The 23,459-nt window shown below is 75.3% G+C and carries 25 protein-coding genes; 16 read left to right on the forward strand and 9 right to left on the reverse strand.

The window, feature by feature from the left end; genetic code table 11:
• Positions 1-3: 3 nt before the first annotated feature.
• A complete protein-coding gene (locus ABEB07_RS30515; protein ID WP_345671295.1) occupies positions 4-1,017 on the reverse strand; it encodes a DUF1731 domain-containing protein in 1,014 nt (337 codons plus the stop codon).
• 199 nt (positions 1,018-1,216) lie between these two features.
• Here ABEB07_RS30515 and ABEB07_RS30520 point away from each other — a divergent pair, with 199 nt between their 5' ends.
• On the forward strand, positions 1,217-2,272 hold the full coding sequence (locus tag ABEB07_RS30520) for a permease (protein WP_345671296.1): 1,056 nt from the start codon (positions 1,217-1,219) through the stop codon (positions 2,270-2,272).
• Positions 2,269-3,135 (forward strand): TIGR03943 family putative permease subunit, encoded by an 867-nt coding sequence (locus ABEB07_RS30525; protein WP_345671298.1) that lies wholly within the window; start codon positions 2,269-2,271, stop codon positions 3,133-3,135. The genes ABEB07_RS30520 and ABEB07_RS30525 overlap by 4 nt, the downstream gene beginning before the upstream one ends.
• A 33-nt stretch (positions 3,136-3,168) precedes the next feature.
• Here the strand turns inward: ABEB07_RS30525 and ABEB07_RS30530 are convergent, their stop codons facing one another.
• Entirely contained in the window at positions 3,169-3,975 is an 807-nt protein-coding gene (locus ABEB07_RS30530; RefSeq protein ID WP_345671300.1) for a thioesterase family protein, read from the reverse strand.
• A gap of 94 nt (positions 3,976-4,069) precedes the next feature.
• Between ABEB07_RS30530 and ABEB07_RS30535 the strand changes: the two genes are divergently transcribed.
• A complete protein-coding gene (locus ABEB07_RS30535) occupies positions 4,070-4,585 on the forward strand; it encodes a GNAT family N-acetyltransferase (RefSeq protein ID WP_345671302.1) in 516 nt (171 codons plus the stop codon).
• 64 nt (positions 4,586-4,649) lie between these two features.
• On the opposite strand, the gene ABEB07_RS30540 is transcribed toward ABEB07_RS30535, so the two are convergent.
• Entirely contained in the window at positions 4,650-5,093 is a 444-nt protein-coding gene (locus tag ABEB07_RS30540) for an ATP-binding protein (RefSeq protein WP_345671304.1), read from the reverse strand.
• Between the two features lie 146 nt (positions 5,094-5,239).
• Here ABEB07_RS30540 and ABEB07_RS30545 point away from each other — a divergent pair, with 146 nt between their 5' ends.
• The 5 genes from ABEB07_RS30545 (at position 5,240) to ABEB07_RS30565 (ending at position 10,454) form a co-directional block, all read left to right on the forward strand.
• Complete coding sequence (locus ABEB07_RS30545; protein WP_345671305.1) at positions 5,240-6,007, forward strand: IclR family transcriptional regulator; 768 nt, start codon at positions 5,240-5,242, stop codon at positions 6,005-6,007.
• Positions 6,008-6,067: 60 nt separating this feature from the next.
• Positions 6,068-7,585, forward strand: a complete 1,518-nt coding sequence (gene glpK / locus ABEB07_RS30550; protein WP_345671306.1) for a glycerol kinase GlpK — start codon at positions 6,068-6,070, stop codon at positions 7,583-7,585.
• Positions 7,586-7,874: 289 nt separating this feature from the next.
• Positions 7,875-8,603 carry a GNAT family N-acetyltransferase gene (locus tag ABEB07_RS30555; protein WP_345671307.1) on the forward strand — a complete coding sequence of 243 codons (729 nt, stop codon included), beginning with the start codon at positions 7,875-7,877 and terminating at the stop codon, positions 8,601-8,603.
• A gap of 142 nt (positions 8,604-8,745) precedes the next feature.
• Positions 8,746-9,795, forward strand: coding sequence for a PP2C family protein-serine/threonine phosphatase (locus tag ABEB07_RS30560; RefSeq protein WP_345671318.1), 1,050 nt, complete (start codon positions 8,746-8,748; stop codon positions 9,793-9,795).
• A 257-nt stretch (positions 9,796-10,052) separates the two neighbouring features.
• The gene (locus ABEB07_RS30565) at positions 10,053-10,454 is read left to right on the forward strand and encodes an SseB family protein (RefSeq protein WP_345671308.1); all 402 of its coding nucleotides are present in this window, start codon (positions 10,053-10,055) and stop codon (positions 10,452-10,454) included.
• An 87-nt stretch (positions 10,455-10,541) separates the two neighbouring features.
• On the opposite strand, the gene ABEB07_RS30570 is transcribed toward ABEB07_RS30565, so the two are convergent.
• The gene (locus ABEB07_RS30570; RefSeq protein ID WP_176147964.1) at positions 10,542-10,931 is read right to left on the reverse strand and encodes a MarR family transcriptional regulator; all 390 of its coding nucleotides are present in this window, start codon (positions 10,929-10,931) and stop codon (positions 10,542-10,544) included.
• A 298-nt stretch (positions 10,932-11,229) separates the two neighbouring features.
• On the opposite strand from ABEB07_RS30570, the gene ABEB07_RS30575 reads away from it, so the two are divergent.
• The 4 genes from ABEB07_RS30575 to ABEB07_RS30590 all read left to right on the forward strand — a co-directional run bounded on the left by ABEB07_RS30575 (position 11,230) and on the right by ABEB07_RS30590 (position 15,055).
• Entirely contained in the window at positions 11,230-12,066 is an 837-nt protein-coding gene (locus ABEB07_RS30575) for an undecaprenyl-diphosphate phosphatase (protein WP_164584780.1), read from the forward strand.
• A gap of 133 nt (positions 12,067-12,199) precedes the next feature.
• Positions 12,200-12,925, forward strand: coding sequence for a FadR/GntR family transcriptional regulator (locus tag ABEB07_RS30580; protein WP_345671319.1), 726 nt, complete (start codon positions 12,200-12,202; stop codon positions 12,923-12,925).
• A 129-nt stretch (positions 12,926-13,054) separates the two neighbouring features.
• The gene (locus ABEB07_RS30585) at positions 13,055-14,083 is read left to right on the forward strand and encodes an asparaginase (RefSeq protein ID WP_345671309.1); all 1,029 of its coding nucleotides are present in this window, start codon (positions 13,055-13,057) and stop codon (positions 14,081-14,083) included.
• Positions 14,084-14,122: 39 nt separating this feature from the next.
• Positions 14,123-15,055 (forward strand): glutaminase, encoded by a 933-nt coding sequence (locus ABEB07_RS30590; protein WP_176147962.1) that lies wholly within the window; start codon positions 14,123-14,125, stop codon positions 15,053-15,055.
• 44 nt (positions 15,056-15,099) lie between these two features.
• Here the strand turns inward: ABEB07_RS30590 and ABEB07_RS30595 are convergent, their stop codons facing one another.
• On the reverse strand, positions 15,100-16,311 hold the full coding sequence (locus ABEB07_RS30595) for a D-alanyl-D-alanine carboxypeptidase family protein (RefSeq protein WP_176147961.1): 1,212 nt from the start codon (positions 16,309-16,311) through the stop codon (positions 15,100-15,102).
• A gap of 204 nt (positions 16,312-16,515) precedes the next feature.
• Positions 16,516-17,673: a transcription termination factor Rho gene (rho, locus tag ABEB07_RS30600; protein ID WP_345671310.1), complete on the reverse strand. Its 1,158-nt coding sequence runs from the start codon at positions 17,671-17,673 to the stop codon at positions 16,516-16,518.
• Positions 17,674-18,033: 360 nt separating this feature from the next.
• Here rho and ABEB07_RS30605 point away from each other — a divergent pair, with 360 nt between their 5' ends.
• Positions 18,034-18,759, forward strand: coding sequence for a class I SAM-dependent methyltransferase (locus tag ABEB07_RS30605; protein WP_345671311.1), 726 nt, complete (start codon positions 18,034-18,036; stop codon positions 18,757-18,759).
• Between the two features lie 31 nt (positions 18,760-18,790).
• Here ABEB07_RS30605 and ABEB07_RS30610 read toward each other — a convergent pair whose 3' ends face one another.
• Entirely contained in the window at positions 18,791-19,546 is a 756-nt protein-coding gene (locus ABEB07_RS30610; protein WP_345671312.1) for a winged helix-turn-helix domain-containing protein, read from the reverse strand.
• 367 nt (positions 19,547-19,913) lie between these two features.
• Positions 19,914-20,492, reverse strand: a complete 579-nt coding sequence (locus tag ABEB07_RS30615; RefSeq protein WP_345671313.1) for an Rv1733c family protein — start codon at positions 20,490-20,492, stop codon at positions 19,914-19,916.
• A 353-nt stretch (positions 20,493-20,845) separates the two neighbouring features.
• On the opposite strand from ABEB07_RS30615, the gene ABEB07_RS30620 reads away from it, so the two are divergent.
• Both ABEB07_RS30620 and ABEB07_RS30625 read left to right on the forward strand, forming a co-directional pair.
• The gene (locus ABEB07_RS30620; RefSeq protein ID WP_345671314.1) at positions 20,846-21,016 is read left to right on the forward strand and encodes a hypothetical protein; all 171 of its coding nucleotides are present in this window, start codon (positions 20,846-20,848) and stop codon (positions 21,014-21,016) included.
• Complete coding sequence (locus ABEB07_RS30625; protein WP_345671316.1) at positions 21,013-21,762, forward strand: GNAT family N-acetyltransferase; 750 nt, start codon at positions 21,013-21,015, stop codon at positions 21,760-21,762. Before ABEB07_RS30620 ends, ABEB07_RS30625 begins: the two co-directional genes overlap by 4 nt.
• Positions 21,763-21,910: 148 nt before the next feature.
• On the opposite strand, the gene ABEB07_RS30630 is transcribed toward ABEB07_RS30625, so the two are convergent.
• Positions 21,911-22,309, reverse strand: a complete 399-nt coding sequence (locus ABEB07_RS30630) for a MarR family winged helix-turn-helix transcriptional regulator (RefSeq protein ID WP_345671320.1) — start codon at positions 22,307-22,309, stop codon at positions 21,911-21,913.
• Between the two features lie 143 nt (positions 22,310-22,452).
• Here ABEB07_RS30630 and ABEB07_RS30635 point away from each other — a divergent pair.
• Positions 22,453-23,459, forward strand: a 1,007-nt coding sequence (locus tag ABEB07_RS30635) for a hypothetical protein (protein ID WP_345671317.1), incomplete at its 3' end; no start/stop codon positions are given.

The following is a 23,459-nucleotide window of genomic DNA, read 5'->3' on the forward strand; positions in this document are numbered from 1 at the left end:
CCCTCAGCCCGCGGCGCGCCCCTGCGGAGCGCCCGCCGCGCCCGCCGTCCCCCGGCGGCCGCGGCGCTCGGGGCGTGGGCGGACGCGGACCCGCCGGACGAGATCCTCGGCGGCCTCGGGCCAGTGCGGGTGGTCGAAGGCGAAGCCCGCGTCGAGCAGGCGGCCGGGGACGACACGCCGGCTCTTGAGCAGCAGTTCGGTGTCCGAACGCAGTGCGAACGCCCCGATCCCGGCCATCCACCCGGTCGCCGGCAGACCGACCGGCACCCCCCACGCCGCCCGCAGCACCCGCATCAGCGCGCGCTGCGGCAGCGGCGCCGGCGCGGCCAGGTTCACCGGCCCGGCGAGGTCCTCCCGGCCGATCAGGAACCGCACCGCGCGCACGAAGTCCCGGTCGTGGATCCAGGACACGTACTGCGCGCCGCCCGCGACCGGCCCGCCCAGACCGAGCCGCGTGAGCCCCAGTAGCACGTCGAAGACACCGCCCCGGTCCGGGCTCATCACCATCGCGGAGCGCAGCGCGACCTTGCGGGTGTGCGGGGTACGGGCCCGCTCCTGCTCGCGCTCCCACGCCCGGGCGATGTCGACGCTGAAGGACCAGTAATCCGGAACGCCCGGCTCCGAGCCGCCGATCAGGCCGTCGCGCTCGTCGTTGGCCGCGTCGAACCGGTGGGCGTAGATCGTCGCCGTGCTCATCTGGAGCCACACCCGCGGCGGCCGGGCCGCCGCGGCGATCGCCTCGCCCACCGCCCGCGCGGAGTCGACCCGGGAATCCATCATCTCCCGGAGGTTGGCGGGCGTGTAGCGGCAGTTGACGCTGCGCCCGGCCAGGTTCACCACCGCGTCGCAGCCGTCGATCTCCGCCGTCCACGGACCCGCCGTCCGCCCGTCCCAGCGCACCTGGCCCGGCCGCACCGGCCGCCGGGTCAGCACCACGACCTCGTGTCCGGCGGCGCTCAGCGCGCGCTCCAGGACCGTACCCACCTGCCCGCTGCCGCCGGGCAGCACGATCTTCATCGCTCTCGTCCCCCTCTGTCGGAGGAGACGACTGTAACCACAGAACTGAACGCGTTCAAAAGCGGGGTGCCCCACCGCCGCTGACGGCACGTCACCCGCGTCGCCCGCCGCCCGACGCGTCCGGCGGCGCGTCCCGCGCACGGGAGCGGGGCCGGGGCCCGCTATGTTCGCTGCGGACATCGGAACGTTCGGAGCCGCCATGCAGAAGACCGAAGTACTGGCCGAGGAGCCGGGCGCGACCCCGGCCGACCCGGCGCTCTCCCCGGCCGCGGCGCAGGCCGGCCCCGCCCCGGCGCGCGAGTGGCCCCGGTTCTGGCCGGCCCTGCTGCTGGGCGCGGCGGTCCTGCCCGGCACGGTGGTCTTCGTCCTCGGCCGGTGGAGCGACGGACAGGCCCTGCAGGCCTGGCGGACCGTCTGCCTCGCCGTCACCGTGCAGGCGCTGCCCTTCCTGCTGCTCGGCACCGCGCTGTCCGGCGCCATCAACGCCTTCGTCCCGGCCCATGTGTTCAGCCGGGTGCTGCCCAGGCGGGCCGCGCTCGCCGTCCCGGTCGCCGGAGTGGCCGGGGTGATCCTGCCGGGCTGCGAATGCGCCTCGGTGCCCGTCGCGAACAGCCTGATCAACCGCGGGGTCACCCCGGCCGCCGCGTTCGCGTTCCTGCTGTCCGCGCCCGCCGTGAACCCGGTCGTGCTGACCGCCACGGCGATCGCCTTCCCCGGCAGCCCCGCCATGGTCCTGGCCCGGCTGCTCGCCTCACTGGTCACCGCCGCCGCCATGGGCTGGCTCTGGCTGCTCCTGGGCCGCGAGGAGTGGCTGCGGCCGGCCGTACGGCACACGGGGCACCGCCCGGGGCACAGCCGCTGGACGGAGTTCCGGCGCGGCTTCCAGCACGACTTCCTGCACGCGGGCGGCTTCCTGGTGCTCGGCGCCATGGCCGCCGCCACCTTCAACGTGGCGGTCCCGCGCACCGTGCTGGACGCCTTCTCCGGCTCGCCCTGGCTCTCCGTGCTGTTCCTGGCCGCCCTCGCCGTCCTGCTCGCGGTCTGCTCGGAGGCCGACGCGTTCGTCGCGGCCTCCCTCACCGGGTTCTCGCCCCTGGCGCGGCTGACGTTCATGGTGGTGGGCCCGATGGTCGACCTCAAGCTGATCGCCCTTCAGGCGGGCACCTTCGGCCGCGCCTTCGCCGCCCGCTTCTCCGCCGCCACCGCCGTCGTCGCGGTCCTGGTCAGCACGCTCGTCGGAGGCATCCTGCTGTGAAACGCCCCCTCCAGGTGACCCTGCTCGTCCTCAGCGGACTCGGACTGCTGCACGCCTCCCTCTTCACCGACCTCTTCCTGCGCTACGTCAAGGAGGGGATGCGCCCGCTGCTCATCGCCTCCGGCGTGCTGCTGCTCCTGCTGGGCATCGCGGAGGCGTGGTCCACCCCGGCCGAGGCCCCCTCCGCGCGGCACGGCCACGACCACGGCCCCGACGGCGACGCCCGGAGCGAGGACCACGGCCACGACAGCGGTCAGGGCGACGGCGGCCACGACCACGGCTACGACAGCGGTCAGGGCGACGGCGGCCACGGACACGATCACGGTCATGACCACTCCACCGTCCCGCGCGTGGCCTGGCTGCTGTTCCTGCCCGCCCTGAGCCTGCTCTTCTACGCCCCGCCGGCCCTCGGCGCGTACACCGCCTCCCGGGAGGCGCCCCGGGCCGTCGCCTCCGGGGAGCGCCGCTTCGACCCGCTGCCCGCGACCTCGCCGCTGCCGATGACCCTCACCGACTTCACCCGCCGGGTGCGGCAGGACCGCAGCCGGGCCCTCGCGGGACGCACGGTCCTGCTGACCGGCTTCGTCACGCCGGACACGTCGGACAAGGGCGGGGACACCTGGTACCTGACCCGGATCATCCTGTCCTGCTGCGCCGCCGACGCCCAGTCGGTGAAGGTGCGGGTGCACGGGACGCCGGCGCTGCCCGGCGACACCTGGGTGGCGGTCACGGGCGCCTGGCACCCCGGCGGCACGCTCGGCACCGCCTCCGCCGGCGCCGATCTCGACGCCCGTGCCGTCCGGCGGATCGAGCGGCCGGTCAACGGCTACACCGACGACCTGCCGCTGGTGCCCTCCAGGTGACGGACGGCCGCGATCCTCTCCGAGGCCGCGCGGTCAGGCGCCCGGCATCGGCCGTACGGTGAGGATCTGCTCGGCCCGCCCGACGGGACCGCGCACGTCGTGCAGGACCGTGCTGGTCAGGCCCTGGCCGCTCGGTCCGAAGACGACCGTGGTGTCCAGACCGGTCCAGGCGCCCTCCGGCCGGCGGTGCAGATGGACGGTCAGGTCGACGTTGGGGAACATCCACCGGGTCGGCGACTCCCGCACGGCGATGCCGTTGGCCGTGTCGACGAGGGCGAGGTAGGAGGCGTACGGGCCGCTGGGCTCGCCGGCGACCAGGGCGAGCGGCGTGGACACCCAGGCGGTGGTGCGGCCCGGCCGGGGCGGGGCGACCGGGCGTACGTCCAGTGACGCGATGTAGCCGCCGGGCCACAGCTCGGCCATCGGCCACGGGGCGAGCCGCTCGGGCGCGGTGAGCCGGTCCCCGGCGCCGCCGGCGACGGCGGCCGTGTCCTGCTCGGCCAGCAGCCAGGCGCGGGCCCGGACCACCGGGCGGTCCGCGACGGTCACCACCGCCTCCAGGAGCTCGATCGTGCGGCCGGGGCGGATCGTCTCCACCCGGATCTCGCACTCGTCCAGGGCCAGCCGGCCCAGGATGTCGTAGCTGATCCGGGACAGGGCCGGGCCGCCCTGGGGGCGGGCGGCGAGGCGCCGCTCGACGACATGGGCGATCAGGCCGCCGAGCGGGCTGAAGTGCAGCTCGTTCTCGTCCCAGGCGCCGCTCGCGTGGGCGGTGGGCTTGAAGCGGTGCTCGTCGATGCGCACGTAGTAGCTGTCGGGGACCGCGCTGCCGGTGTTCAACGGGGCTCTCTCCTCGGGATCTTCCGGCGCCGCCGGATCGTTGGACCCTGCACAGACTAGGAGCGGACCAGCTCACGACCGACGGGAGGACCCTGTGCGACTGCGCGACGTCACGCCGGACGACGTCGACGCCTATCTCCGGATGCGGTGCGATCCGGTGATGATGGCTGATCTCGGCGGACCGCTGCCGGCCGACGGCATGGCCGACAAGGTGCGCCGGGACGCCGCGGCGGCCGCGGCCGACACCGCGTGGATCAAGATGATCGTGCCCGATCCGCGGGTCCCCGGGGAGGTGGCCGGGACGGTGTGCCTGTGGTCCCACGACGACGGCGACGGGCCCGTGTCGGAGATCGGCTGGATGGTCCTGCCCGAGTTCCAGGGCCGTGGCCTGGCCGGACGCGTGACCCGCCGGCTGCTCGAACAGGCGCGCGACGAGGATCGCTGGGGCACGGTGCACGCGTTCCCGGCCACGGACAACGCGGCCTCCAACGCCCTGTGCCGTTCCCTGGGCTTCCGGCTGCTCGGCGAGCGCGACGTGCCGTTCGCGGACCGGGTGCTGCGCGGCAACCAGTGGGCGATCACCCCGCGCACCGACCTGACGCCGCGCTGAGCGGTGACCAGGACCGGACCGGCCCCGCACGCCTCGGCGCGCCGGGTACGGGGTCAGGGCGCCGTCAGCCGGCCAGGACCTCCGCCCAGCGGTGGGTGCCGCCGGGGCCGGTGCGCACCCCGCAGCGGGCCGACAGCGCGGTCACGATGCCCAGGCCGCGGCCGTGCTCGTCCGGGTCCGGCGCCGCGGCCGGGCCGGGCGGCGCGGCCGGCCCCAGGTCGCTCACCTCGACGTGGACGGCGCCGAGTCCGCCGAACGGCACCCGCCACATCCGCAGCGTCGCGGGCGGCCGGGCGTGCACCAGCGCGTTGGTGACCAGCTCCGAGACCACCAGCAGCACATCGTCGGCGGCCCCGGTCGGCAGGTCCCAGCCGCCGAGCACCGCGCGGACGCGATGACGTACGGACGGCACGGCGCCGGGGGTGGGCGGCAGCGGGAAAGCGTGCCGGGCGTGGTCGGCGCGGTCGGCTTCCCCGCGGGGCGCGGCGTCGAGCTGCGCTGCGGTCATGGGGCCTCCTTCTCCGTGCGGCGCTGCCGACCGGGAGTCGGGCGCGACAAGGAACGCTAGGGAACGGATACGCGGCGGTCAATGAACCGCGGTCGGCATTACCGAACGGCAGTCCTGAACGGGGCAAATAGGATTAATATCGCTCCATGGCCGGACCCGTCCAGTCGATCGAACGAGCGGCGGCGATCCTGCGCCTGCTGGCCGGCGGGCCGCGCAGGCTCGGGCTCGGCGAGGTCGCCTCCTCCCTCGGGCTCGCCAAGGGCACCGCTCACGGCATCCTGCGCACCCTCCAGCACGTCGACTTCGTCGAACAGGACGAGACCACCGGCAAGTACCAGCTCGGCGCGGCGCTGCTGCACCTGGGCACCAGCTATCTCGACGTCAACGAACTGCGCTCGCGCTCCGTCAACTGGGCGGACGCGCTGGCCGCCCGCAGCGGCGAGGCCGTCCGCCTGGGCACGCCCCTGGAGGGCCAGGTCCTCGTCGTCCACCACGTCTTCCGCCCCGACGACACGCTGCAGACCCTCGACGTGGGCGCCCTGCTGCCGCTGCACGCCTCCTCGCTGGGCAAGGTCCTGCTCGCCTTCGGGGCCGCGGCCCTGGACCCGCTGGCGCCCAAGGGCCTGACGGCGTACACGCGGCACACCCTGGTCGACCCCGGCGACCTGGACCGGGCGCTCGCCGAGATCCGCGAACAGGGCTGGGGCGCGGAGGTGCAGGAGATGTCCATGGGCGACGCCGGGATCGCCGCGCCGATCCGCGGCCACGGCGGACTCGTCGTGGGCGCCGTCTGCCTGTCCGGCCCCGTCGAACGGATCTGCGACCCCAGGGGCCGGCCGCTGCCCGCCCTGACCGCACTGCTCCGGGAGGCCGCCCGGGCGATCTCCCGGGACCTGGGGGCGACCCGCTGGTAGCCCCCGCCAGGACCTCGCAGCTTCCCCAGCCGCGCCACGCATCGGAAGGCAGGCCCGCACATGGTTGACCGGTATGTGATGTCCATCGACCAGGGCACCACGTCCACGCGGTGCATCCTGTTCGACCACCGCGGACGGCTGTGCTCGGTCGCCCAGCGCGAGCACCAGCAGCACTTCCCGAAGCCCGGCTGGGTCGAGCACGACGCCGTCGAGATCTGGCGCAACGTCCAGCGCATCGTGCCCGAGGCGATGGAGTCGGCCGGCGTGGACGCCGCGCAGATCGCCGCCATCGGCATCGCCAACCAGCGCGAGACCACGGTGCTGTGGGACCCGCGCACCGGCGTCCCGGTGGGCCGGGCCATCGTCTGGCAGGACACCCGCACCGCGCCGCTCGTCGACACGCTCCGCGACCGCCCCGGCGACGAGTTCTTCCTCGACCGCTGCGGCCTGCCCCCCTCCACCTACTTCTCCGCCCCCAGGATCCGCTGGCTGTTCGAGAAGACCCCGGACCTGGAACGGCGCGCCCGCGCCGGCGAGGTGCTGTTCGGCACCGTCGAGAGCTGGCTGATCTGGAACCTCACCGGCGGCCGCGACGGCGGACTGCACATCACCGACCCCACCAACGCCAGCCGCACCATGCTGGTCAACATCCGCACCCTGACCTGGGACCCGGAACTGCTGGACTTCTTCGGCGTGCCGCGCGCCATGCTCCCCGAGATCCGCTCCTCGGCCGAGAGCTACGGCGAGGCCCGCGCGCTGCTCCCCGGCGTCCGCATCACCGCCGCCCTCGGCGACCAGCAGGCGGCCCTGTTCGGCCAGACCTGCTTCTCGCCCGGCGAGGCCAAGTGCACTTACGGCACCGGCAGCTTCCTGCTCATGAACACCGGCACCGACCTGGTCCGCTCCCGGCACGGACTGCTCACCACCGTCGCCTACCGCATCGCCGGCCAGCCCACGGTCTACGCCCTGGAAGGCCCGATGGCCGTCACCGGCTCACTGGTCCAGTGGTTCCGCGACCGGCTCGGCATGATCAGCACGGCGCCCGAGATCGAGACCCTGGCGCGCACCGTCGAGGACAACGGCGGCTGCTACATCGTCCCCGCCTTCTCCGGCCTGTTCGCCCCGCACTGGCGCAGCGACGCCCGCGGCGTCGTCGTGGGCCTCACCTCCTACATCACCAAGGGCCACCTGGCCAGGGCCGTACTGGAGGCCACCGCCTGGCAGACCCGCGAGGTGGTCGACGCCATGAACGCCGACTCCGGGCTCGCCCTCAAACAGCTCAAGGCCGACGGCGGCATGACCTCCGACCACCTGCTCATGCAGATGCTGGCCGACGTGCTGGACGTGCCCGTCGTCCGGCCCCTGGTGGCCGAGACGGTCTCCCTGGGCGCCGCCTACGCCGCCGGGCTCGCCGTCGGCTACTGGTCGGACCTGGAGGTGCTGCGCGGCAACTGGCACCGGGCCGGGCAGTGGCTGCCCGCCATGGACCCCGAACGGCGCGCCGGGGAGTACGAGAGCTGGCAGCGGGCCGTCCAGCGGTCCCTGGACTGGGTCCGGCCCGACGGACGGCCGCGCTGAACCCGGCGCGCCCGGCGGCCGGCCGGACGGATTCGGCGCCGGGGGCGCATCGGCCGTGAAGGCGTGGTTACTCAGAGGGCGAGGGGTTCGGAAGTGAGCCCCCACCGGGCTCTCCGCGCCGTGGTTCTCCGCGGAGGGCCCTCAGTGGGCTTCATCCGACCGTTTCCCGTTCTTCACCCGGCCGTTTCCCCTCCACCGGCGCCCCCGGCGCATGCTGTACCACCGCCCCGCGCCGCACCGCCGGCCACGGGTGGCAGCACCCGCCGTTCGCAGAAAGACCGATGGCCCCGTGCCCGCACCCGTCGTTCTCGCCGGCCGCACGACGCGGCTGGAACCCCTCGCTCCGCACCACGCGGAGGGCCTGGCCCAGGCCGCACACGAGGACCGCGCCTCCTACGCCTTCACCCCCGTGCCGCACGGCCCCGACGCGGCCCGCGCCTACGTGGAACGGGCCCTCGCCGAACAGGCGGCGGGCCGGGCCCTGCCGTTCGCGGTGATCCGCGCCGACGACGGCCGGATCGTCGGCTCCACCCGCTTCCTGGAACTCGACTACTGGCAGGGCCCGCTGATCTGGCCCCCGGCGCCCGGGGTCCCGTACGGCGACCCGCGCACCGCCGTGCCCGACGCCGCCGAGATCGGCAACACCTGGCTCGCCGCCGGCGCCCGGGGCGCCGGCATCAACACCGAGGCCAAGCTGCTCCTGCTGCGCCACGCCTTCGAGACCTGGCGGGTACGCCGCGTCTCCTTCCGCGCCGACGCCCGCAACCTGCGCTCGCGCGCCGCCATCGAACGGCTCGGCGCCCGCTGCGAGGGGGTCCGCCGCGCCCACTCGCGGGGACTGGACGGAGCCGTGCGCAGCACCGCCTTCTACTCGATCCTCGACGACGAGTGGCCCACCGCCCGCGCCGTCATCGAACTCCGCCTCGCCGCCGGCCGGCCCGCCGTGCCCGGCCCCGCCGTGCCGGGCGGCGCAGGACCGCGACCGGATGACGTCGACGGCCGCCTCGTACCCGCGTAGCGCCGCACCGGAGCACAGACACCCCCCGCGCCGCGGCCTAGGTGGTGACCGGGCGCGGGGGATGAGAGCATGACGTGTGCCGCCGCTCCAGCGCTTGTGGCGTTCCCGCCCCGGGCGGACGCTGGTCCTCGTCCCGCTGGGAATGATCGCCGCCGTCTGCGTGGTGGACGTCCTGGCCCCGCCGGACGTGCACCTCGGCCCCCTGCTGGTCGCGGCCCCCGCCCTCGCCGCCGCGTTCTCCGGCCCTCGGCGCACCGCGCTGATCGGCGCCCTGGCCGTCGCGGCCCAGGTGTTCATCGGGGCGGCCCGGGGCGTGCTCGGCACCGAGAACCTGATCGCCCAGATCGCCGCGCTGATCCTGGTCTCCGCCCTGATAGTCGTGTTCTGCCTGGTCCGCGAGCGCCGCGAGCGCCAGCTCAGCCAGAGCCGGACCGTGGCCCAAGCCGTGCAGGAGGTGCTGCTGCCGCCGCTGCCCGAGCGCAGCGGCCCGCTGCGGCTGGCCAGCGTGTACCTGGCCGCCCAGGACGAGGCGACCCTCGGCGGCGACCTCTACGCCGCCGCCCGCACCCGGCACAGCACCCGGCTGCTCCTCGCGGACGTCCGGGGCAAGGGACTGCCGGCGATCAGCCACGCCGCGCTGCTGCTGGGCGCGTTCCGCGCCGCCTCGCACCGCCGGCCCGCGCTGCCGCTGCTCGCCGTCCACCTGGACGGCGCCATGCGGTGGGACTCGCGGCAGTGGCAGACCGAGGAGGCGCTCGACACCGAGGAGGCGTTCGCCACCGCGCTGCTCCTGGACATCCCGGACGACGAGGACGTGGTCCGCCTGGTCAACTGCGGCCACCCGCCGCCGGTCCTCATCGCCGAGGGCCGCGCCCGCACCCTGGTCGCCGAGACCGTCGCGCCCCCGCTCGGCCTCGGCGGCCTGACCGACGCCACCGCCTACGCCGTCGCCACCTTCCCCTTCCGGCCCGGCGAGACGCTGCTGCTGCACACCGACGGCGTACTGGAGGCGCGGGACGCGGACGGCGCGTTCTTCCCGCTCGCCGCCCGCGCCTCCGGCTGGGCCGCCGCCCGGGACGCCGCGGCGCCTAACCGGCTGCTGGACCGGCTCCGCGACGACCTCCTCGCCCACGCCCGGGGCCGTCTCGGCGACGACGCGGCGGCCGTCGCGATCGGCCGCCGGGAGCCGTGAGCGCCGTTCAGCGGTCCGGTTCCTCCTCCACCGGCGGCTCGGGCACGTCTCGCAGCTGCTGGGACTGCCCCGGCCGGCCGCCCTCCCGGGCCTGCTCGGCACGCCGCGCGGAGCTCGTACCGAGAGGCGCGGCGCCCCCGATTCCCGTGGTCAGGGGCGGTTGCGCCGGAGGCGTTCGGGTACGCGTCCAGAACCGTGCCCGGGCGATCACCCTTCCCGGGGCGTACCGCACGACCGCCGCAAGCAGGGAAATCGCCATGGACACACCCGAGAACGACCGCACCGCCACGCAGGCGCAGCAGGCGCTGGACGTCCTCGCCGAGAACGCCGAGGACCGGGCGGCGCTCGACGCGCTCGCCCACAGCGACGTGCTCATCCCGGTGCCCGACGACGTGAGCGACGAGGACGCCACCAACCCGTCGTCGGTGGCCCTGCCCGTCCTGGAGCAGCCCGGCGGGGTGCCGATGGTGCCCGTGTTCACCTCGGAACTGGAGATGTCGGAACTGCTGCCCTTCGTCTCCCGCTACCGCCTGGTGCCGCTGGGCGCCCTGGCCTCCCAGTGGCCGGCCGAGGACCTGTCGCTGACCATAGACGCCAGCTCCCCGCACGGCCTGACCCTCACCTCGGAGGGCGTCCGCACCCTGCTGGCCCGGCCGTAGCGCCGGACCGGATCCCCGGCGGGCCGGACGCATCCGCGCGGGTCCGCGCCCGCCCCGTGTCCGCACCGGTCCGCGCCCGCCGCGGGGTCAGCCGTCGAGCATGCGCGCGAGCACCTCGCGTTGCAGCGGGAGCACCTCGGCGTGCAGGTCACGGCCCCTGCGGGTGAGGGCGACCCACACCCCGCGCCGGTCCTCCGCGCACACCGAACGGTTCACCAGACCGTCCTTCTCCAGCCGGCCGATGAGGCGGGACAGCGCGCTCTGGCTGAGGTGCGCCCGGCCGGCGATGTTCTGCACCCGGCACAGATCGCCGTCGGCGGGCGACTCGGAGGCCAGGATGTCCAGCACCTCGAAGTCGCTCGCGCCGAGCCCGTAGGGGTGCAGCACGCGGTCGATCTCGCACAGCGTGCGCGCGTGCAGGCACAGGATCTCCCGCCACTGTTCGCCGAGCCGGGCGCCGGCCGCGTTCGCTCCCATGCCCGCATCGTAGTGCGGCCGCCGGGGCGGACGGCCGCGCCCGTGACGCGCTCGGCCGGCCGTCCGGCCGGCCGTAGACCGCGCGCCGCGCCACCCGTCCGCCGCGGCGTCCCGCGCCGGGGCGGACGGCCCTGCCCGGGCGGGGTGCGACGGGCCCCGGCGCGACGCCCCGGCGAGGTTCCCGTTCAGGTGAGCGCCGGTCGAGGGACACCCGGATGTCACCTCCGCGCAGTAAGAGTGACTGCGACGCAAGCGTGTCTGCGCCATTGTCGACCACCCATCCCCAGAACTGGATCCCATGAGCGCCATCTCCGTCGGTCAGGCCGTCGTCCTCGGAGTCGTCGAGGGGGTGACCGAGTTCCTCCCCGTGTCCTCCACCGGCCATCTCAAGATCGCCGAGGGCCTCATGGACATCCCCGTCGACGACAGCTCCGTCGTCGGGTTCTCCGCCGTCATCCAGGTCGGCGCCATCGCCGCCGTACTCGTGTACTTCTTCAAGGACATCGTGCGGATCGTCTCCGCCTGGTTCCGCGGGCTGACCGACCGCGAGGAGCGCTACCACCACGACTACAAGTTCGCCTGGTGGGTCATCTACGCCACCCTCCCGATCGTCCTCGTCGGCCTGGCCGCCAAGCCTTTGATCGACGGGCCGCTCGGCTCGCTGTGGGTGGTCGCCGGTTCGCTCATCGTCGGCAGCGGTGTGATGTGGTGCGCGGACCAGATGGGCCGGCACAAGCGCGGGGAGGACGACACGTCCTTCAAGGACGCGATGCTGGTGGGCGCCTCCCAGATCCTCGCCCTGCTCTTCCCCGGCTTCTCCCGCTCCGGCGCCACCATGTCCACCGCGCTCATCCTGGACCTGGACCGCGTCGCCGCCACCCGGCTGTCGTTCTTCCTCGGCATCCCCGCCCTGACCGGCGCCGGCATCTACGAGCTGAAGGACGCCCTGGGCGCGGGCGTGGGCGCGGCCCCGCTCGCCGTCGGCACCGTCGTCTCCTTCGTGGTGGCCTACGCCTCCATCGCCTGGCTGCTGAAGTTCGTCGCCAAGCACTCCTTCAACGCCTTCGTGCTGTACCGGATCGCCGTCGGCGCCCTCCTCTTCGGCCTGCTGGGCACGGGCGTGCTGGACGCCTGAGCGGCGCGGCGGCCGCCGCGCCCACCGCCCACGGGGGCGTGACCGCCGACGCGGTCCCGCCCCCGTGGGCGGTGGGCGCGCACTGCCCCGCTTGACAGGGTTCGTCCGCGACCCGCAGGATCGCCCCGTGAACCTGAACCTGTCAGACAGCCAGACAGGTGTGGTGGCACCCCGACGCGTCAGCGCCATGGAAGCGGTGCTCACCCACCTGCGCGGCGCCATCGAACGTGGCGAGTACGCCATCGGCGACAAGCTCCCCTCCGAGGCCGAGCTGTGCCGCACCCTGGAGGTCTCGCGGCCCGTGCTGCGCGAGGCGCTGCGCGCCCTGCAGACCATGGGCCTGACCAGGTCCAGGACCGGCAAGGGCACCTTCGTCGTGGCCGACGCCGTGGAGGACCCCACCTTCGGCGACTACGCGGCCGGCGACCTGATGGAGGTGCGCCGGCACATCGAGGTCCCGGTCGCCGGCTACGCGGCGCTGCGCCGCACCCCGGAGGACCTGGACCACCTGGTCCACCTGCTGGAGCGGATGGAGCGGGAGACCGACACCACCTCGTGGGTCGCGCTGGACACCCTGTTCCACCTCGCCGTCGCCCAGGCCGCCCGCAACCCGGTCTTCCGCCGGGTCATCGAGGAGATCCGGGACGCCCTGGCCCGCCAGTCGGCCTTCCTGACCGAGCTGGGCGGCCGGCGCGAGCAGTCCAACCGGGAGCACCGGGCCCTGGTGGAGGCGCTGACCGACGGCAGCGAGCACGACGCCGTCCAGGCCATGACCCACCACCTCGACCGCGTCGAGAACACCCTCACCGCCATCGTGCGCCCCGCGCACCACCCGGCACCGGGCGGACCGGGGACGTAAGACGCCCCGGACGCCCCCGGCCCCCACCGCGCCCTCCGCCGCGCCACCCGCGGCCGCACCGCGCCACCGCAGCAACCGCGCACACCCCGCGCGTCTCCACCCACCCACTCACCAGTGACGCAGGCAGCCATGCAGACCCTTCCCCCCGCTTCCCCCGCCGCGGCGCCCCCGGTCCGCGAACCCCGCCACGCACCCGTCGCCCACCTCATACGCGGCGGCGTCGTCGAAGGCGTCCACTACGGCTCCGTCGTCGTCCTCGACGCCGACGGCGAGGTGTGCTTCCGGCTCGGCGACACCGAGGCCGCCTTCTACCCGCGCTCGGCGCTCAAGCCCGTCCAGGCCGTCGCCATGGTGCGGGCCGGGCTGCCGCTGGACGGCGAGCTGCTCTCGCTCGCCGCCGCCAGCCACTCCGGCGAGGAACGCCACCTGGCGGGCGCCCGGCGCATCCTCGACCTGGCGGGGCTGACCGAGGGCCACCTGCGCAACGTGCCCGACCTGCCGTTCGGTGCGAGCGTGCGGGACGCCTGGGTGCGCGCGGGGCGCCTGCCCTCCCGGCTCGCCCAGAACTGCTCCGGCAAGCACGCCGCCATGCTCTACACCTGCCGGCTCAACGGCTGGTCGCTGGACGACTACCTGGACCCGGCCCACCCGCTCCAGCGGGCCGTCGCCGAGACCGTCGAGGAGCTGACCGGGCAGCGGGTGGCCCGCGTGACCGTCGACGGCTGCGGAGCGCCCCTGTTCGCCGTCTCCCTGCACGGCCTGGCCCGCGCCGCCGCCCGCGTCACCACGGCCGCGCCCGGCACCCCGGAGGCCCGGGTCGCCGACGCGATGCGCGCCCACGCCGAGACGGCCTCCGGCGCCGGCCGGGACGTGGCCGCGCTGATGCGGGCCGTGCCCGGGCTGCTGGCCAAGGACGGCTTCGAGGGCGTCGAGGCGGCCGCGCTGCCGGACGGCCGGGCCGTCGCGGTGAAGATCTCCGACGGCGCGGACCGGGCCCGCGTCCCGGTCACCGCCGCGGCCCTGGTCCGGGCCGGCGTCGACCCGTCCCGGCTCACCGCGTTCGCGGGCGAACCCCTCCTCGGCGGCGGCGAGCCGGTCGGCCGGGTCCGCCCGGTCGACGCCCTGGCCCCCGAGCCCCGCCCCTCGGCCTGCGCCTGACCCGCCCGCCCGACGCCGCCCGCGCCCGGCGTGGGCACAATGGGGAGCGTGACGTCCTCGATGGCCTTCCAGCCGGTTCTGGAGCGAATCGCCGAGGAGATCGGGCGGACGCCCGGCCGTGGGCGGCCCGCCGACTACATCCCGGCGCTCGCCGCCCGCGACCCGCGTGCCTTCGGCATGGCCGTCGCGGAGCTGGACGGCACCGTGTACGGGGTGGGCGACTGGCGCGAGCCGTTCTCCGCGCAGTCCATCACCAAGGTCTTCACCCTCGCCCTCGACCTGGCCCGCGAGGGCGACGAACTGTGGGAGCACGTAGGCCGCGAGCCCTCCGGCAACCCGTTCAACTCTCTGGTGCAGCTGGAGTACGAGAACGGCATCCCGCGCAACCCGTTCATCAACGCCGGCGCCCTGGTCGTCACCGACCGCCTCCAGACCCGTACCGGCGACGCGGCGGGCGAGCTTCTGCGGCTGCTGCGCGCCGAGAGCGGCAACCCCGGCCTGGACTTCGACCTGGCGGTCGCCGCCTCGGAGACCGCGCACGGCGACCGCAACGCCGCCCTCGGCCACTTCATGGCGTCCTACGGCAACATCGACAACCCGGTGCCGGTCCTGCTCGACCAGTACTTCCGGCAGTGCTCGATCGCGGCCTCCTGCGCCGACCTCGCCCTGGCCGCCGCCTTCCTGGCCCGGCACGGCATCCGCGCCGACGGCACCCGACTGCTGACCCGCAGCCAGGCCAAGCAGGTCAACGCCGTCATGCTGACCTGCGGGACGTACGACGCGGCGGGCGACTTCGCCTACCGGGTCGGGCTGCCCGGCAAGAGCGGCGTGGGCGGCGGCATCATCGCCGTCGTGCCCGGCCGGTGCGCCCTGTGCGTGTGGAGCCCCGGCCTGGACGAGCGGGGCAACTCCGTCGCCGGGGTGGCGGCGCTGGACCGCTTCACCACCCTCACCGGCCTGTCGGTGTTCTGACCTCGCCGGGGGCGCGGCCGTCGGGCGCACGGGCCGCCCGGCGGTCAGCGGCGCCAGGGCCGCGTGTTCCTGCGCCGCAGACCCAGCAGCAGCGCCAGCGCGCCCGCCCCGACGGCGCCGCCCACGATCGCGGCCGTCCGCGGCCAGTTGGACGCCGTCGGCGCCTGGGCCGTCGTGACCGGCGCCCGCGAGGGCGAGGGGGAGGGCGACGCGGCCGGCGCGGGGGCCGCGGCGGCGTGCGCCACCGGGCGCAGCGCGTCGAGCGAGCCGACCGGGTCGACGTGCCCGGCGGCGTCGAATCCCCAGTCGAGCAGCTGGCGGGCCTCCTCGTACACCTCCAGACCGTCGCCCTCCTGAGGGTTCATCAACGTCACGATGAGGGTGCGCCCGTCGCGGTGGGCGGCGGCGACCAGGGTGTTGCCCGCGTTGGTGGTGTAGCCGTTCTTGATGCCGATCAGCCCGGGATACGGCTCCACGCCGTCCGCCCCGGTCAGCAGCCGGTTGGTGTTGGCGATCCCGAACGAGCCGCCGTCGTTGCCCGGGAACAGAGCGTTCACGGTGGAGCAGTAGCGCGCGAAGTCCGGGTTGCGCAGCCCGGCCCGCCCGAACACGGCGAGGTCGTAGGCCGAGGAGACCTGCCCGTCGGCGTCGTAGCCGTCGGGGGAGACGACGTCGGTGTCCACGGCGCCCAGCGCGCGCGCCTTGGTCTGCATCTGCCGCGCGGTGCGGTCCCAGCCGCCGTTGAGCGCCGCGAGCACGTGCACCGCGTCGTTGCCGGAGTTGAGGAACACCCCGCGCCACAGGTCGGACACCTGATACGTGTGCCCCTCGACCACCCCGACCAGGCTGCTGCCCTCCCCGATGCCGGCCAGATCGGCGCCGCTGACGGTGTGCCGCAGGCCGCCGGGGAAGGCGGGCAGCACGGTCAGCGCGAACAGCGTCTTCAGCGTGCTCGCCGGGGGCAGCTGCTCGTGCGCGTCGTGCGCGGCGAGCACCTCGCCGCTGCCCGCGTCGGCCACCAGCCAGGACAGCGCGGAGACCGCCGGCGTCTCGGGCGCCTCGGACCGCGGCCGTACCTGCGTGCCCTCGCGTTCCAGGAGGGCCGGCTGCGGCATCGCCGTCTTCGGCCGCCCCGGCGCTCCCGGGTCCGTCCCGGCCAGGCCCGTGGCGGCGGCCGGGGAGGTCACTATCAGCAGGCCCGTCGCGCAGAGGGCGCAGGTGGACAGGGCGACCCTGGTGGGGAGTTTGATCGTCATAGCGCCAACGTAGGAACGAACCGGCGCGGGCGTGACCTTGCCGAGGGCCGAACGGGGAGCACGAGCACCCGGATGTCCCAGCGCGTGGCCCGGATGCCCCAGTGGGCGGCCCCGACGGCGGCGTCCCGGGCACGCCTGCGGCGCGCGGGTGCCCGAGCCCCGGGGTGAGGGGTGCTCAGCCGCCGCGTCCGCGACGGAAGCGGCCTAGGCGCTCGGCAGCGTCGGCTGGACGCGGCGCAGGAAGGTCGCGTTGTCCGGGGTGGCGCGCAGCCGTTCGAGCAAGGTCTCCAGGCCGGTCCGGCCGTCGCGGCCGTCGCGGCTCAGCAGGGCGCGCCGCAGTCCGGCGCTCGCCGCGGACTCGGCGGGGGAGTGCAGGAGTTCCTCGCGGCGGGTGCCGGAGGCGCTGACGTCGACGGCCGGGAACACCCGCCGGGAGGCCGGCTCGCGGCTCAGCCGCAGTTCCATGTTGCCGGTGCCCTTCAGCTCCTCGAAGAAGAACTCGTCGGCGCGCGAGCCGGTCTCCACCAGCGCGGTGGCGAGGATGGTGAGCGAACCGCCCTCCTCGGCCAGGCGGGCGGCCCCGAAGAGCCGCTTGGGGCCGAGCGGCGCCGCCGCGTCGACACCGCCGCTGAGGGTGCGTCCGCCGGGGGCGGCCGCGTTGTTGTGGGCCCGGCACAGCCGGGTCAGCGAGTCCAGCAGGATCACGACGTCCTCGCCGGCCTCCACCAGCCGCTTGGCGCGCTCCACGACGAGTTCGGCGAGCGCGATGTGCTCCTTGGCCGTGCGGTCGAAGGTGGAGGCGTAGACCTCGCCGCGCACGGAGCGCCGCATGTCGGTGACCTCCTCGGGGCGCTCGTCCAGCAGCACCACCATCAGCCGGCATTCGGGGTGGTTCCCGGCGACGGCGGCGGCGAGCTGCTGGAGCAGCACGGTCTTGCCGGTCTTGGGCGGGGCCACGATCAGTCCGCGCTGGCCCTTGCCGACGGGGGCGAGCAGGTCCACGACGCGCCCGGCGAGACCGGCGGCCGGGTGTTCCAGGCGCAGCCGCTCGCGGGGGTGCAGCGGGGTCAGGTCGGCGAAGCGGCGGCGGCCGCGGAGCGCTTCCGGGGCGCGGCCGCCGACCCGGGCGACCGCGGTGAGGGCGCGCTTCTCACCGGGCACGCCCTCGACGAGGTCGCCCCCGCGCAGTCCGTGGCGGCGGATCAGCGCGGCGGACACGTGCGGGTCGGTGGGGGAGGGCAGGCAGTCCCGGCCGCGCAGCCGGCCCGCTCCGCTGTGGTCGACGTCCAGGACACCGGTCACGAGCTGGACGGCCTGGTCGGGCCGCTGTCGTACGGGAGGGTGTTCGAGTGTGGTGGTCATGGGGTGGGTGTCCTTTCGCGGACGACGGGCACGGAGGCCGTGCGGGGGAGGAAGCAAGGGGGGAAGGGGGGAACGGCCGCGAGAGGGAAGGCGCGCACGGCTGCCTTCGGCGGCGGGAGAACGCACCTCGGGGAGGGCGGCCCGAAACGGTGGTACGCCTGGCACGCGAGGTGGTGGAGAAGATCCGGTGTGCCGATCGCCGGACTGGTTGGCCGGAGCGGCAGACGGAGCAGCGGGAGACCCGCTCGCACCTGGTCCGAAGAGGCGGACAGAGAAAGGTGCTGCATGCACTGTAGCACGATCCTCCGCCGTCGTCGCCCCTCATGTTCTCGCGGCGCGCCGAGGACTAGGCTGACGTGGGTGTTCAGCCCCGAAGGCCCCACCGTCCGCGAACTCGCCGTGCAGGCGCTGTCCTCCGTCGAGCGCGGCTACGACCTGCTCGCGCCGAAGTTCGACCGCACCCCCTTCCGCACGCCGGCGTCGGTGCTCGACGCCGTGGCGTCGCTGCTGGAGCGGACCGGGCCGTACGACGACGGGCTGGACCTGTGCTGCGGGACGGGCGCCGGCGCCGATGTGCTGGCGCGGGTGTGCCGGAGGACGGTGACCGGCGTCGACTTCAGCGCCGGGATGCTCGACGTCGCCCGGGCGCGCGCCCCGCGTGCCGCCGTGCCGACCGCCTGGGTGCGCGCGGACGCCCGCGCGCTGCCCTTCACCGCCGCCTTCGACCTCGTCGTCAGCTTCGGCGCGCTCGGGCACTTCCTCCCCGCCGAACTGCCCGTGCTGTTTGGGCAGGCGCACGCGGTCCTGCGGCCCGGCGGCGTGTTCGCCCTCCCGGTGTTCGCCCCGCCCCCGCCGCGCTCCCGCGCCTTCTGGACGCTGCTCGGCTTCGACGCGGTCATGCGGGTGCGCAACGCCGTGTGGCGGCCGCCGTTCGTGATGTACTACCGCGCCTACCGCTTCGGCGACGTGCTGCGCGAGCTGGAACGGGCCGGTTTCCGGGTCGAGCCGTTCGCGCTGCCCGAGTTCGGCGAGCGCGCCGACGGCAGCCCGCGGGCCCGGCTGATCGCGGCCCGCAGGCTGCCGTGACGGACCGGCGGCCCGTCGCGGAGAGCGGCGGTCAGACCGCCGCCGGCAGGGTGAACTCGTAGACGAGGGCGTCCTGTCGGGCGTCCACGAGCAGGTCGGTGATCTCCAGCAGGCGGGCGTACTGGTCGCGCACGCGCCGGGTGACGCGCACCGAAGGGCCGTCCGGGAGCCGGGTGATGGAGTCGCGGTGATGCAGGGTCAGGCCCGCCCGGCGCATCCAGTCGTAGGCGCGGCGCAGTTGGGCGCCGTCAGAGCCGTCCGCGCGGTCGCGGTAGCGGGCGAGTTCGGCGACCTCGGCGAGGGCGACGGGGGAAAACGATGTCACCGCCGTGCGCAGGTCGCTGCCGTCGGCCGCCGTGGACCGGTAGTGGTGCACGAGGGTCGGCCGGTGCGCGGCGAGCCCCAGCGCGGCGGCGTGCTCGGGCGGCGGCGTCTCCCAGGCCACCGCGGTCCGGTCGCAGGCGTCCGGGTCGCCGCTGCGGGCGCCGACCGGGAAGGTCAGGCGGACCGGCGCCGCCACCGGCGGCCCGGTCAGCGCGGCGTGGCTGCCGCGCCGGTCGGTGGCGACCAGCCCGTCCCGGCGCAGCACCTCCAGCGCCTGGCGCACGGTCTCCCGGCTGACCCCGAAGTGCACGGCCAACTGCCGCTCGGCCGGGAGACGTTCACCGGGTGGGATGGTGCCGTCGCGCAGCTCGTCGAGGAGTCGGGCGGCGACTTTCCAGTACAGCGGACCTCCTTCGGCCCTCGCTCGTGTCCTGGGTCGGTCGTGGGGGGTGGTGCGGGCCATGCCGCGCCTCCTGTTGATGACGTACCGTAGCCACTCGGGCTCATTGCGCCACCAGGTCTAACATTGGTCTAAACCAGCTGGGAAGGCCGCTCGGAGGATTCGGCTGAAACCTTTCAGCAGATGCCTGCCGAAGACCCTTCCCGAGCGAGTCGGCCGACCGCCGAACGACGGGCGAACACCGGACATCGCGTGCGTGCCGGACGGTACTCGCGGAGTGCGCCGAGAGGAAGGCCGGACGGGGCGCCGGCCACCGCCCGGCGGGCCGAGGCCCGCGGACGACCGCACCGTACGGCGGCGCCCGCGCGGATCGTCGGGACGGCGGCCGTGCCGTCGCGCTCCGCCCCCGGGAGGCGGGCCGCGGCCCCGCTCACGCGCGGCGACCGCTCCACCGCGGGCCCGTGCGGGCCCAGGCGCGGTCCCATTCGTCCAGCCGGCGGCGCCAGGCGACCCGGCGGGCGACCGCGCGGCCCAGCAGCAGGACGGCGACGGCGCCGCCGGTGGCGTAACAGCCCAGACTGACCGTGTACTGCCACACCGTGCCGTCGCCCGAGGGCGCGGTGACGACCCGGCCCCCGGAGTCCAGCCACACGTCGACCGGATCGCCCGGCCGGACCCCGGTCCGGACCCGCGTCGTCGCCGTACGCGGGCGGCCGCCCGGCTGCGTCCAGCGCACCGTGACCGGACGGGTGTCGCCGGGCCGGGCCCGTGCCGTGAGCGGTGCGGCGCGGGTGTCGCCGACGGCCTCGGCGCGGACCCGGTGCCGGTCGGCCCGCTGCGCCGTCTGCGCGGCACGCGCCTCGCCGTACGCCCACCAGGCGGTGCCGAGCCCGAGCAGCGGCGCGCCCGCGCACACCAGGACCGCGAGGACGAGGGCGGCCCACGCCCGGACGACGTCCGCCCGGCGCCGCAGCGGATTGCGGCGCCGGGCGCGCCCACGCCTTCGCATGCCGACCCCCTCACCGCCGCCGATGTCCCGCCGGGCACACCCGCACCGTCCCGAACTCGCAGGCCCGTCAACCGAGTTCGCCGCGACCTCAGACGAAGTGCCCGCCCGTCCCGCGCCAAAACCGCAGCCCGCCTGGCGCGGCCCGTCCCCTGGCCGGAAGTGGGTCGGCGCCTCCCCGTCGTCCGTGCCCGTCGGGACCGGTCCGGGGCGGCCCGGCCGCCCCTCGTGACGGGCGTGTGAACTCTCCCGGACGCCGGGAATAGCCGCCCGGCGATCCTTCTTGCACGGGGCGTGCCGGCCGCGGTCGTCCGCGGCCGGCGACGCGGTGAGAACGACGGCAGGAGAGTGGGAGCATGCCCAAGGCATACGTGTTCACCCGGTACGGCGGCGCGGAGCCCGCGGCGCCGACGGGGACGGACCGGGCCCGACCGGACGCGGGCCGCGCACCGGCGGCGACGGTGGTCGCGGCCGGTCACGAGGCGCGCACGGGCCGGCCCGGGGGCCGGTCGGAGGTGGCCGCGTGAGCGGGACGACCGATCCGGCCGCCGCGGCGAGCGGCGGGCACGTCCTCGACAACCCGGCCCTCGCCTCCCTGACCGGGCCGCACGCCCACTTCGCCGAGCGGCGCGGCCGGGTGCTGCGCTACCCCCTCGACGTGTCGCCGTGGCTGGCGCTGCCCGACGAGCCGGACGCCGACGACTGGGCCGATGTGGCCGCCCTGGCCGGCCCCGGCGCCGAGGTCCCGCTGGCCGGCTTCCGCGGCCGCGTCCCGGACGGGTGGGAGATCACCTTCGAGGTGGCGGGCGTGCAGTTCGTGGACGACGGCCTCGCCGCGGCGCCCGACCCGGAGGCGGTCCGCCTCGGCCCGGCCGACGTGCCGGAGATGCTCGACCTGGTCGCCCGCACCCGGCCCGGCCCGTTCCTGCCGCGCACCGTCGAACTGGGCGACTACCTCGGCATCCGGCGCGCGGGCGCCCTGGTGGCGATGGCGGGGGAGCGGCTGCGTCCGCCCGGCTGGACCGAGATCAGCGCGGTGTGCACCGACCCCGCCGTCCGCGGCCAGGGGCTCGCCACCCGGCTGATCCTCGCCGTCGCCCACGGCATCCGCGAACGCGGCGAGACCCCGTTCCTGCACACCGGCGCCGGCAACACGACGGCCATCCGGCTGTACGAGTCCCTGGGCTTCCGGCTGCGGCGGCATACCGCGTTCCTCGCCGCCCGGGTGCCGGAGCCGCTGGCCGACGGGCGGGAGGCCGTGCCGGTGGCGTAGCCGCCGGAGAGACCGGACCGGCGCGCGGGCAGACCCGACACCCGTGCGCCGGTCCGTCATGGCGGGCATGTGCCCGTGCGCCGGTCCGTCATGGCGGGCATGCGCCCGTGCGCCGGTCCGTCGCGGCGTCCACGCACGCGCCGCCGCCTCACGGCTCGTCGGGCGGCGGCGTCCAGGCGTTGTAGCGGGCGAGGTACTCCGCGAACCGCTCCAGGTCCTCGGCCGGCCACCGCGCCAGCCGCTCCGTGAAGGCGGCGCGGCGGCTCTCGGTGACCTGGGCGAGGATCCGCCGTCCCGCGTCGGTCAGGACCAGCACCTGCACCCGGTGGTCCTCCGGGTCCAGACGCCGTTCGACCAGGCCGGTCCGCTCCAGCGCGGACACCTGCCGGCTGACCGTGGACTTGTCCAGCGCGTAGTGCGCGGCCAGGTCGGTGGCGCGGCAGCCGCCGCGCTCCTCCAGGTGCCCCAGCAGCGTGTACGACACCAGGGACAGCTCGGGGTGCATCCGGCCCGCCGAGGCCCTGGCCCGGCGGGCGAAGACCGTCATCTCGCGCTGGATCGTCTCCACCGCCGACTCCCCGGCGGGTTCGTCGGGCCCTTCGCCTGCTGTCACGGAATACCTCCCCGGCTCGCTGGTTGTATAGTACAACTGAAAAGAGAGTTGTATAAGCCAACCAATGGAGGAGAGCGATGAGGTCGCCCGCGCTGCGCCATGTGCTCACCCACCTGATCACCCCCCTGCTGATGTGCCTCGGTATGGGGCTCGCGTACATGGGCGCGTTCGTGACCCCGCACCCGCACCACCTGCCCGTCGCCGTCGTCGGCGAGGGACCGCAGGCCAAGGTCTTCGCCCAGACGGTCAAGGACCGGGCCGGCGACCAGCTCGACGTCCGCACCGTCGCCACCCGCGCCCAGGCCGTCGACCTGCTGAAGTCCCGCGACGTCACCGGCGCCTACGTGCCGAGCGCCAAGGCCCCCGAACTGATGGTCGCCACCGCCGCCTCCGACATGGGCGCGACGGCGGTCGAGAAGGTGTTCACCCCCGTCGCCGCCGAGCAGGGCCGGCCGCTGAAGGTGACCGACGTGGCCGCGCCGGCCGCCGACGACCCCACCGGACAGGGCCTGTTCTTCCTGCTGATCGCGCTGAGCATCGGCTCCTACGCCTCCGTCGCCGCCCTCGGCGCGGCCGGCGCCGCCCTGCCCATGCGCGTCCGGGCACTGCTCACGCTCGGCGTGTCGGCCGTGGTGAGCGGGATCGGCGCCCTGCTCGCCGGACCGGTCTTCCACCTCGCGCACCACGGCCTCGCCGGCGTCTGGGGCATGGCCTGGCTCTACTCCGCCGGCATCCTCTTCATCGGCGTCGGCCTGCACACCTTCCTCAAGCGGTGGACCACGCTCACCATGATGGTGCTGTTCGTGATGCTCAACTTCACCAGCTCCGGCGGCCTGTTCCGGCCGGAACTGCAGAACGGCTTCTTCGGCACGCTGCACGCCTTCTGGAACGGCGCCGGCTTCGTCGAGGGCGCCCGCAGCCTGCTGTACTTCGACGGCGACGGCCTCGCCCGCGCCGTGTGGACGCTGGTGGTGTGGCTGCTGCTCGGCCTCGCGGTCACCGCGCTCGCGGCGGCCTGCGAGCGGCTGCGCGCCCCCGCCTCCCACGGCGCCCACGCGGCCGGCGCCCACGCGGCCGGCGCCCA

This window comes from Streptomyces similanensis (genome assembly GCF_039543625.1).
GTDB classification, from domain to species: Bacteria; Actinomycetota; Actinomycetes; order Streptomycetales; family Streptomycetaceae; genus Streptomyces; species Streptomyces similanensis.

Coding starts and splice junctions, on each gene's coding strand:
- ABEB07_RS30515 (WP_345671295.1), bottom strand. CDS start 1,017: ATGAAGATCGTGCTGCCCGGCGGCAGCGGGCAGGTGGGTACGGTCCTG.
- ABEB07_RS30520 (WP_345671296.1), top strand. CDS start 1,217: ATGCAGAAGACCGAAGTACTGGCCGAGGAGCCGGGCGCGACCCCGGCC.
- ABEB07_RS30540 (WP_345671304.1), bottom strand. CDS start 5,093: ATGACCGCAGCGCAGCTCGACGCCGCGCCCCGCGGGGAAGCCGACCGC.
- ABEB07_RS30545 (WP_345671305.1), top strand. CDS start 5,240: ATGGCCGGACCCGTCCAGTCGATCGAACGAGCGGCGGCGATCCTGCGC.
- glpK (WP_345671306.1), top strand. CDS start 6,068: ATGGTTGACCGGTATGTGATGTCCATCGACCAGGGCACCACGTCCACG.
- ABEB07_RS30560 (WP_345671318.1), top strand. CDS start 8,746: ATGATCGCCGCCGTCTGCGTGGTGGACGTCCTGGCCCCGCCGGACGTG.
- ABEB07_RS30565 (WP_345671308.1), top strand. CDS start 10,053: ATGGACACACCCGAGAACGACCGCACCGCCACGCAGGCGCAGCAGGCG.
- ABEB07_RS30570 (WP_176147964.1), bottom strand. CDS start 10,931: ATGGGAGCGAACGCGGCCGGCGCCCGGCTCGGCGAACAGTGGCGGGAG.
- ABEB07_RS30575 (WP_164584780.1), top strand. CDS start 11,230: ATGAGCGCCATCTCCGTCGGTCAGGCCGTCGTCCTCGGAGTCGTCGAG.
- ABEB07_RS30585 (WP_345671309.1), top strand. CDS start 13,055: ATGCAGACCCTTCCCCCCGCTTCCCCCGCCGCGGCGCCCCCGGTCCGC.
- ABEB07_RS30590 (WP_176147962.1), top strand. CDS start 14,123: ATGGGGAGCGTGACGTCCTCGATGGCCTTCCAGCCGGTTCTGGAGCGA.
- ABEB07_RS30595 (WP_176147961.1), bottom strand. CDS start 16,311: ATGACGATCAAACTCCCCACCAGGGTCGCCCTGTCCACCTGCGCCCTC.
- rho (WP_345671310.1), bottom strand. CDS start 17,673: ATGACCACCACACTCGAACACCCTCCCGTACGACAGCGGCCCGACCAG.
- ABEB07_RS30610 (WP_345671312.1), bottom strand. CDS start 19,546: ATGGCCCGCACCACCCCCCACGACCGACCCAGGACACGAGCGAGGGCC.
- ABEB07_RS30615 (WP_345671313.1), bottom strand. CDS start 20,492: ATGCGAAGGCGTGGGCGCGCCCGGCGCCGCAATCCGCTGCGGCGCCGG.
- ABEB07_RS30620 (WP_345671314.1), top strand. CDS start 20,846: ATGCCCAAGGCATACGTGTTCACCCGGTACGGCGGCGCGGAGCCCGCG.
- ABEB07_RS30630 (WP_345671320.1), bottom strand. CDS start 22,309: ATGACGGTCTTCGCCCGCCGGGCCAGGGCCTCGGCGGGCCGGATGCAC.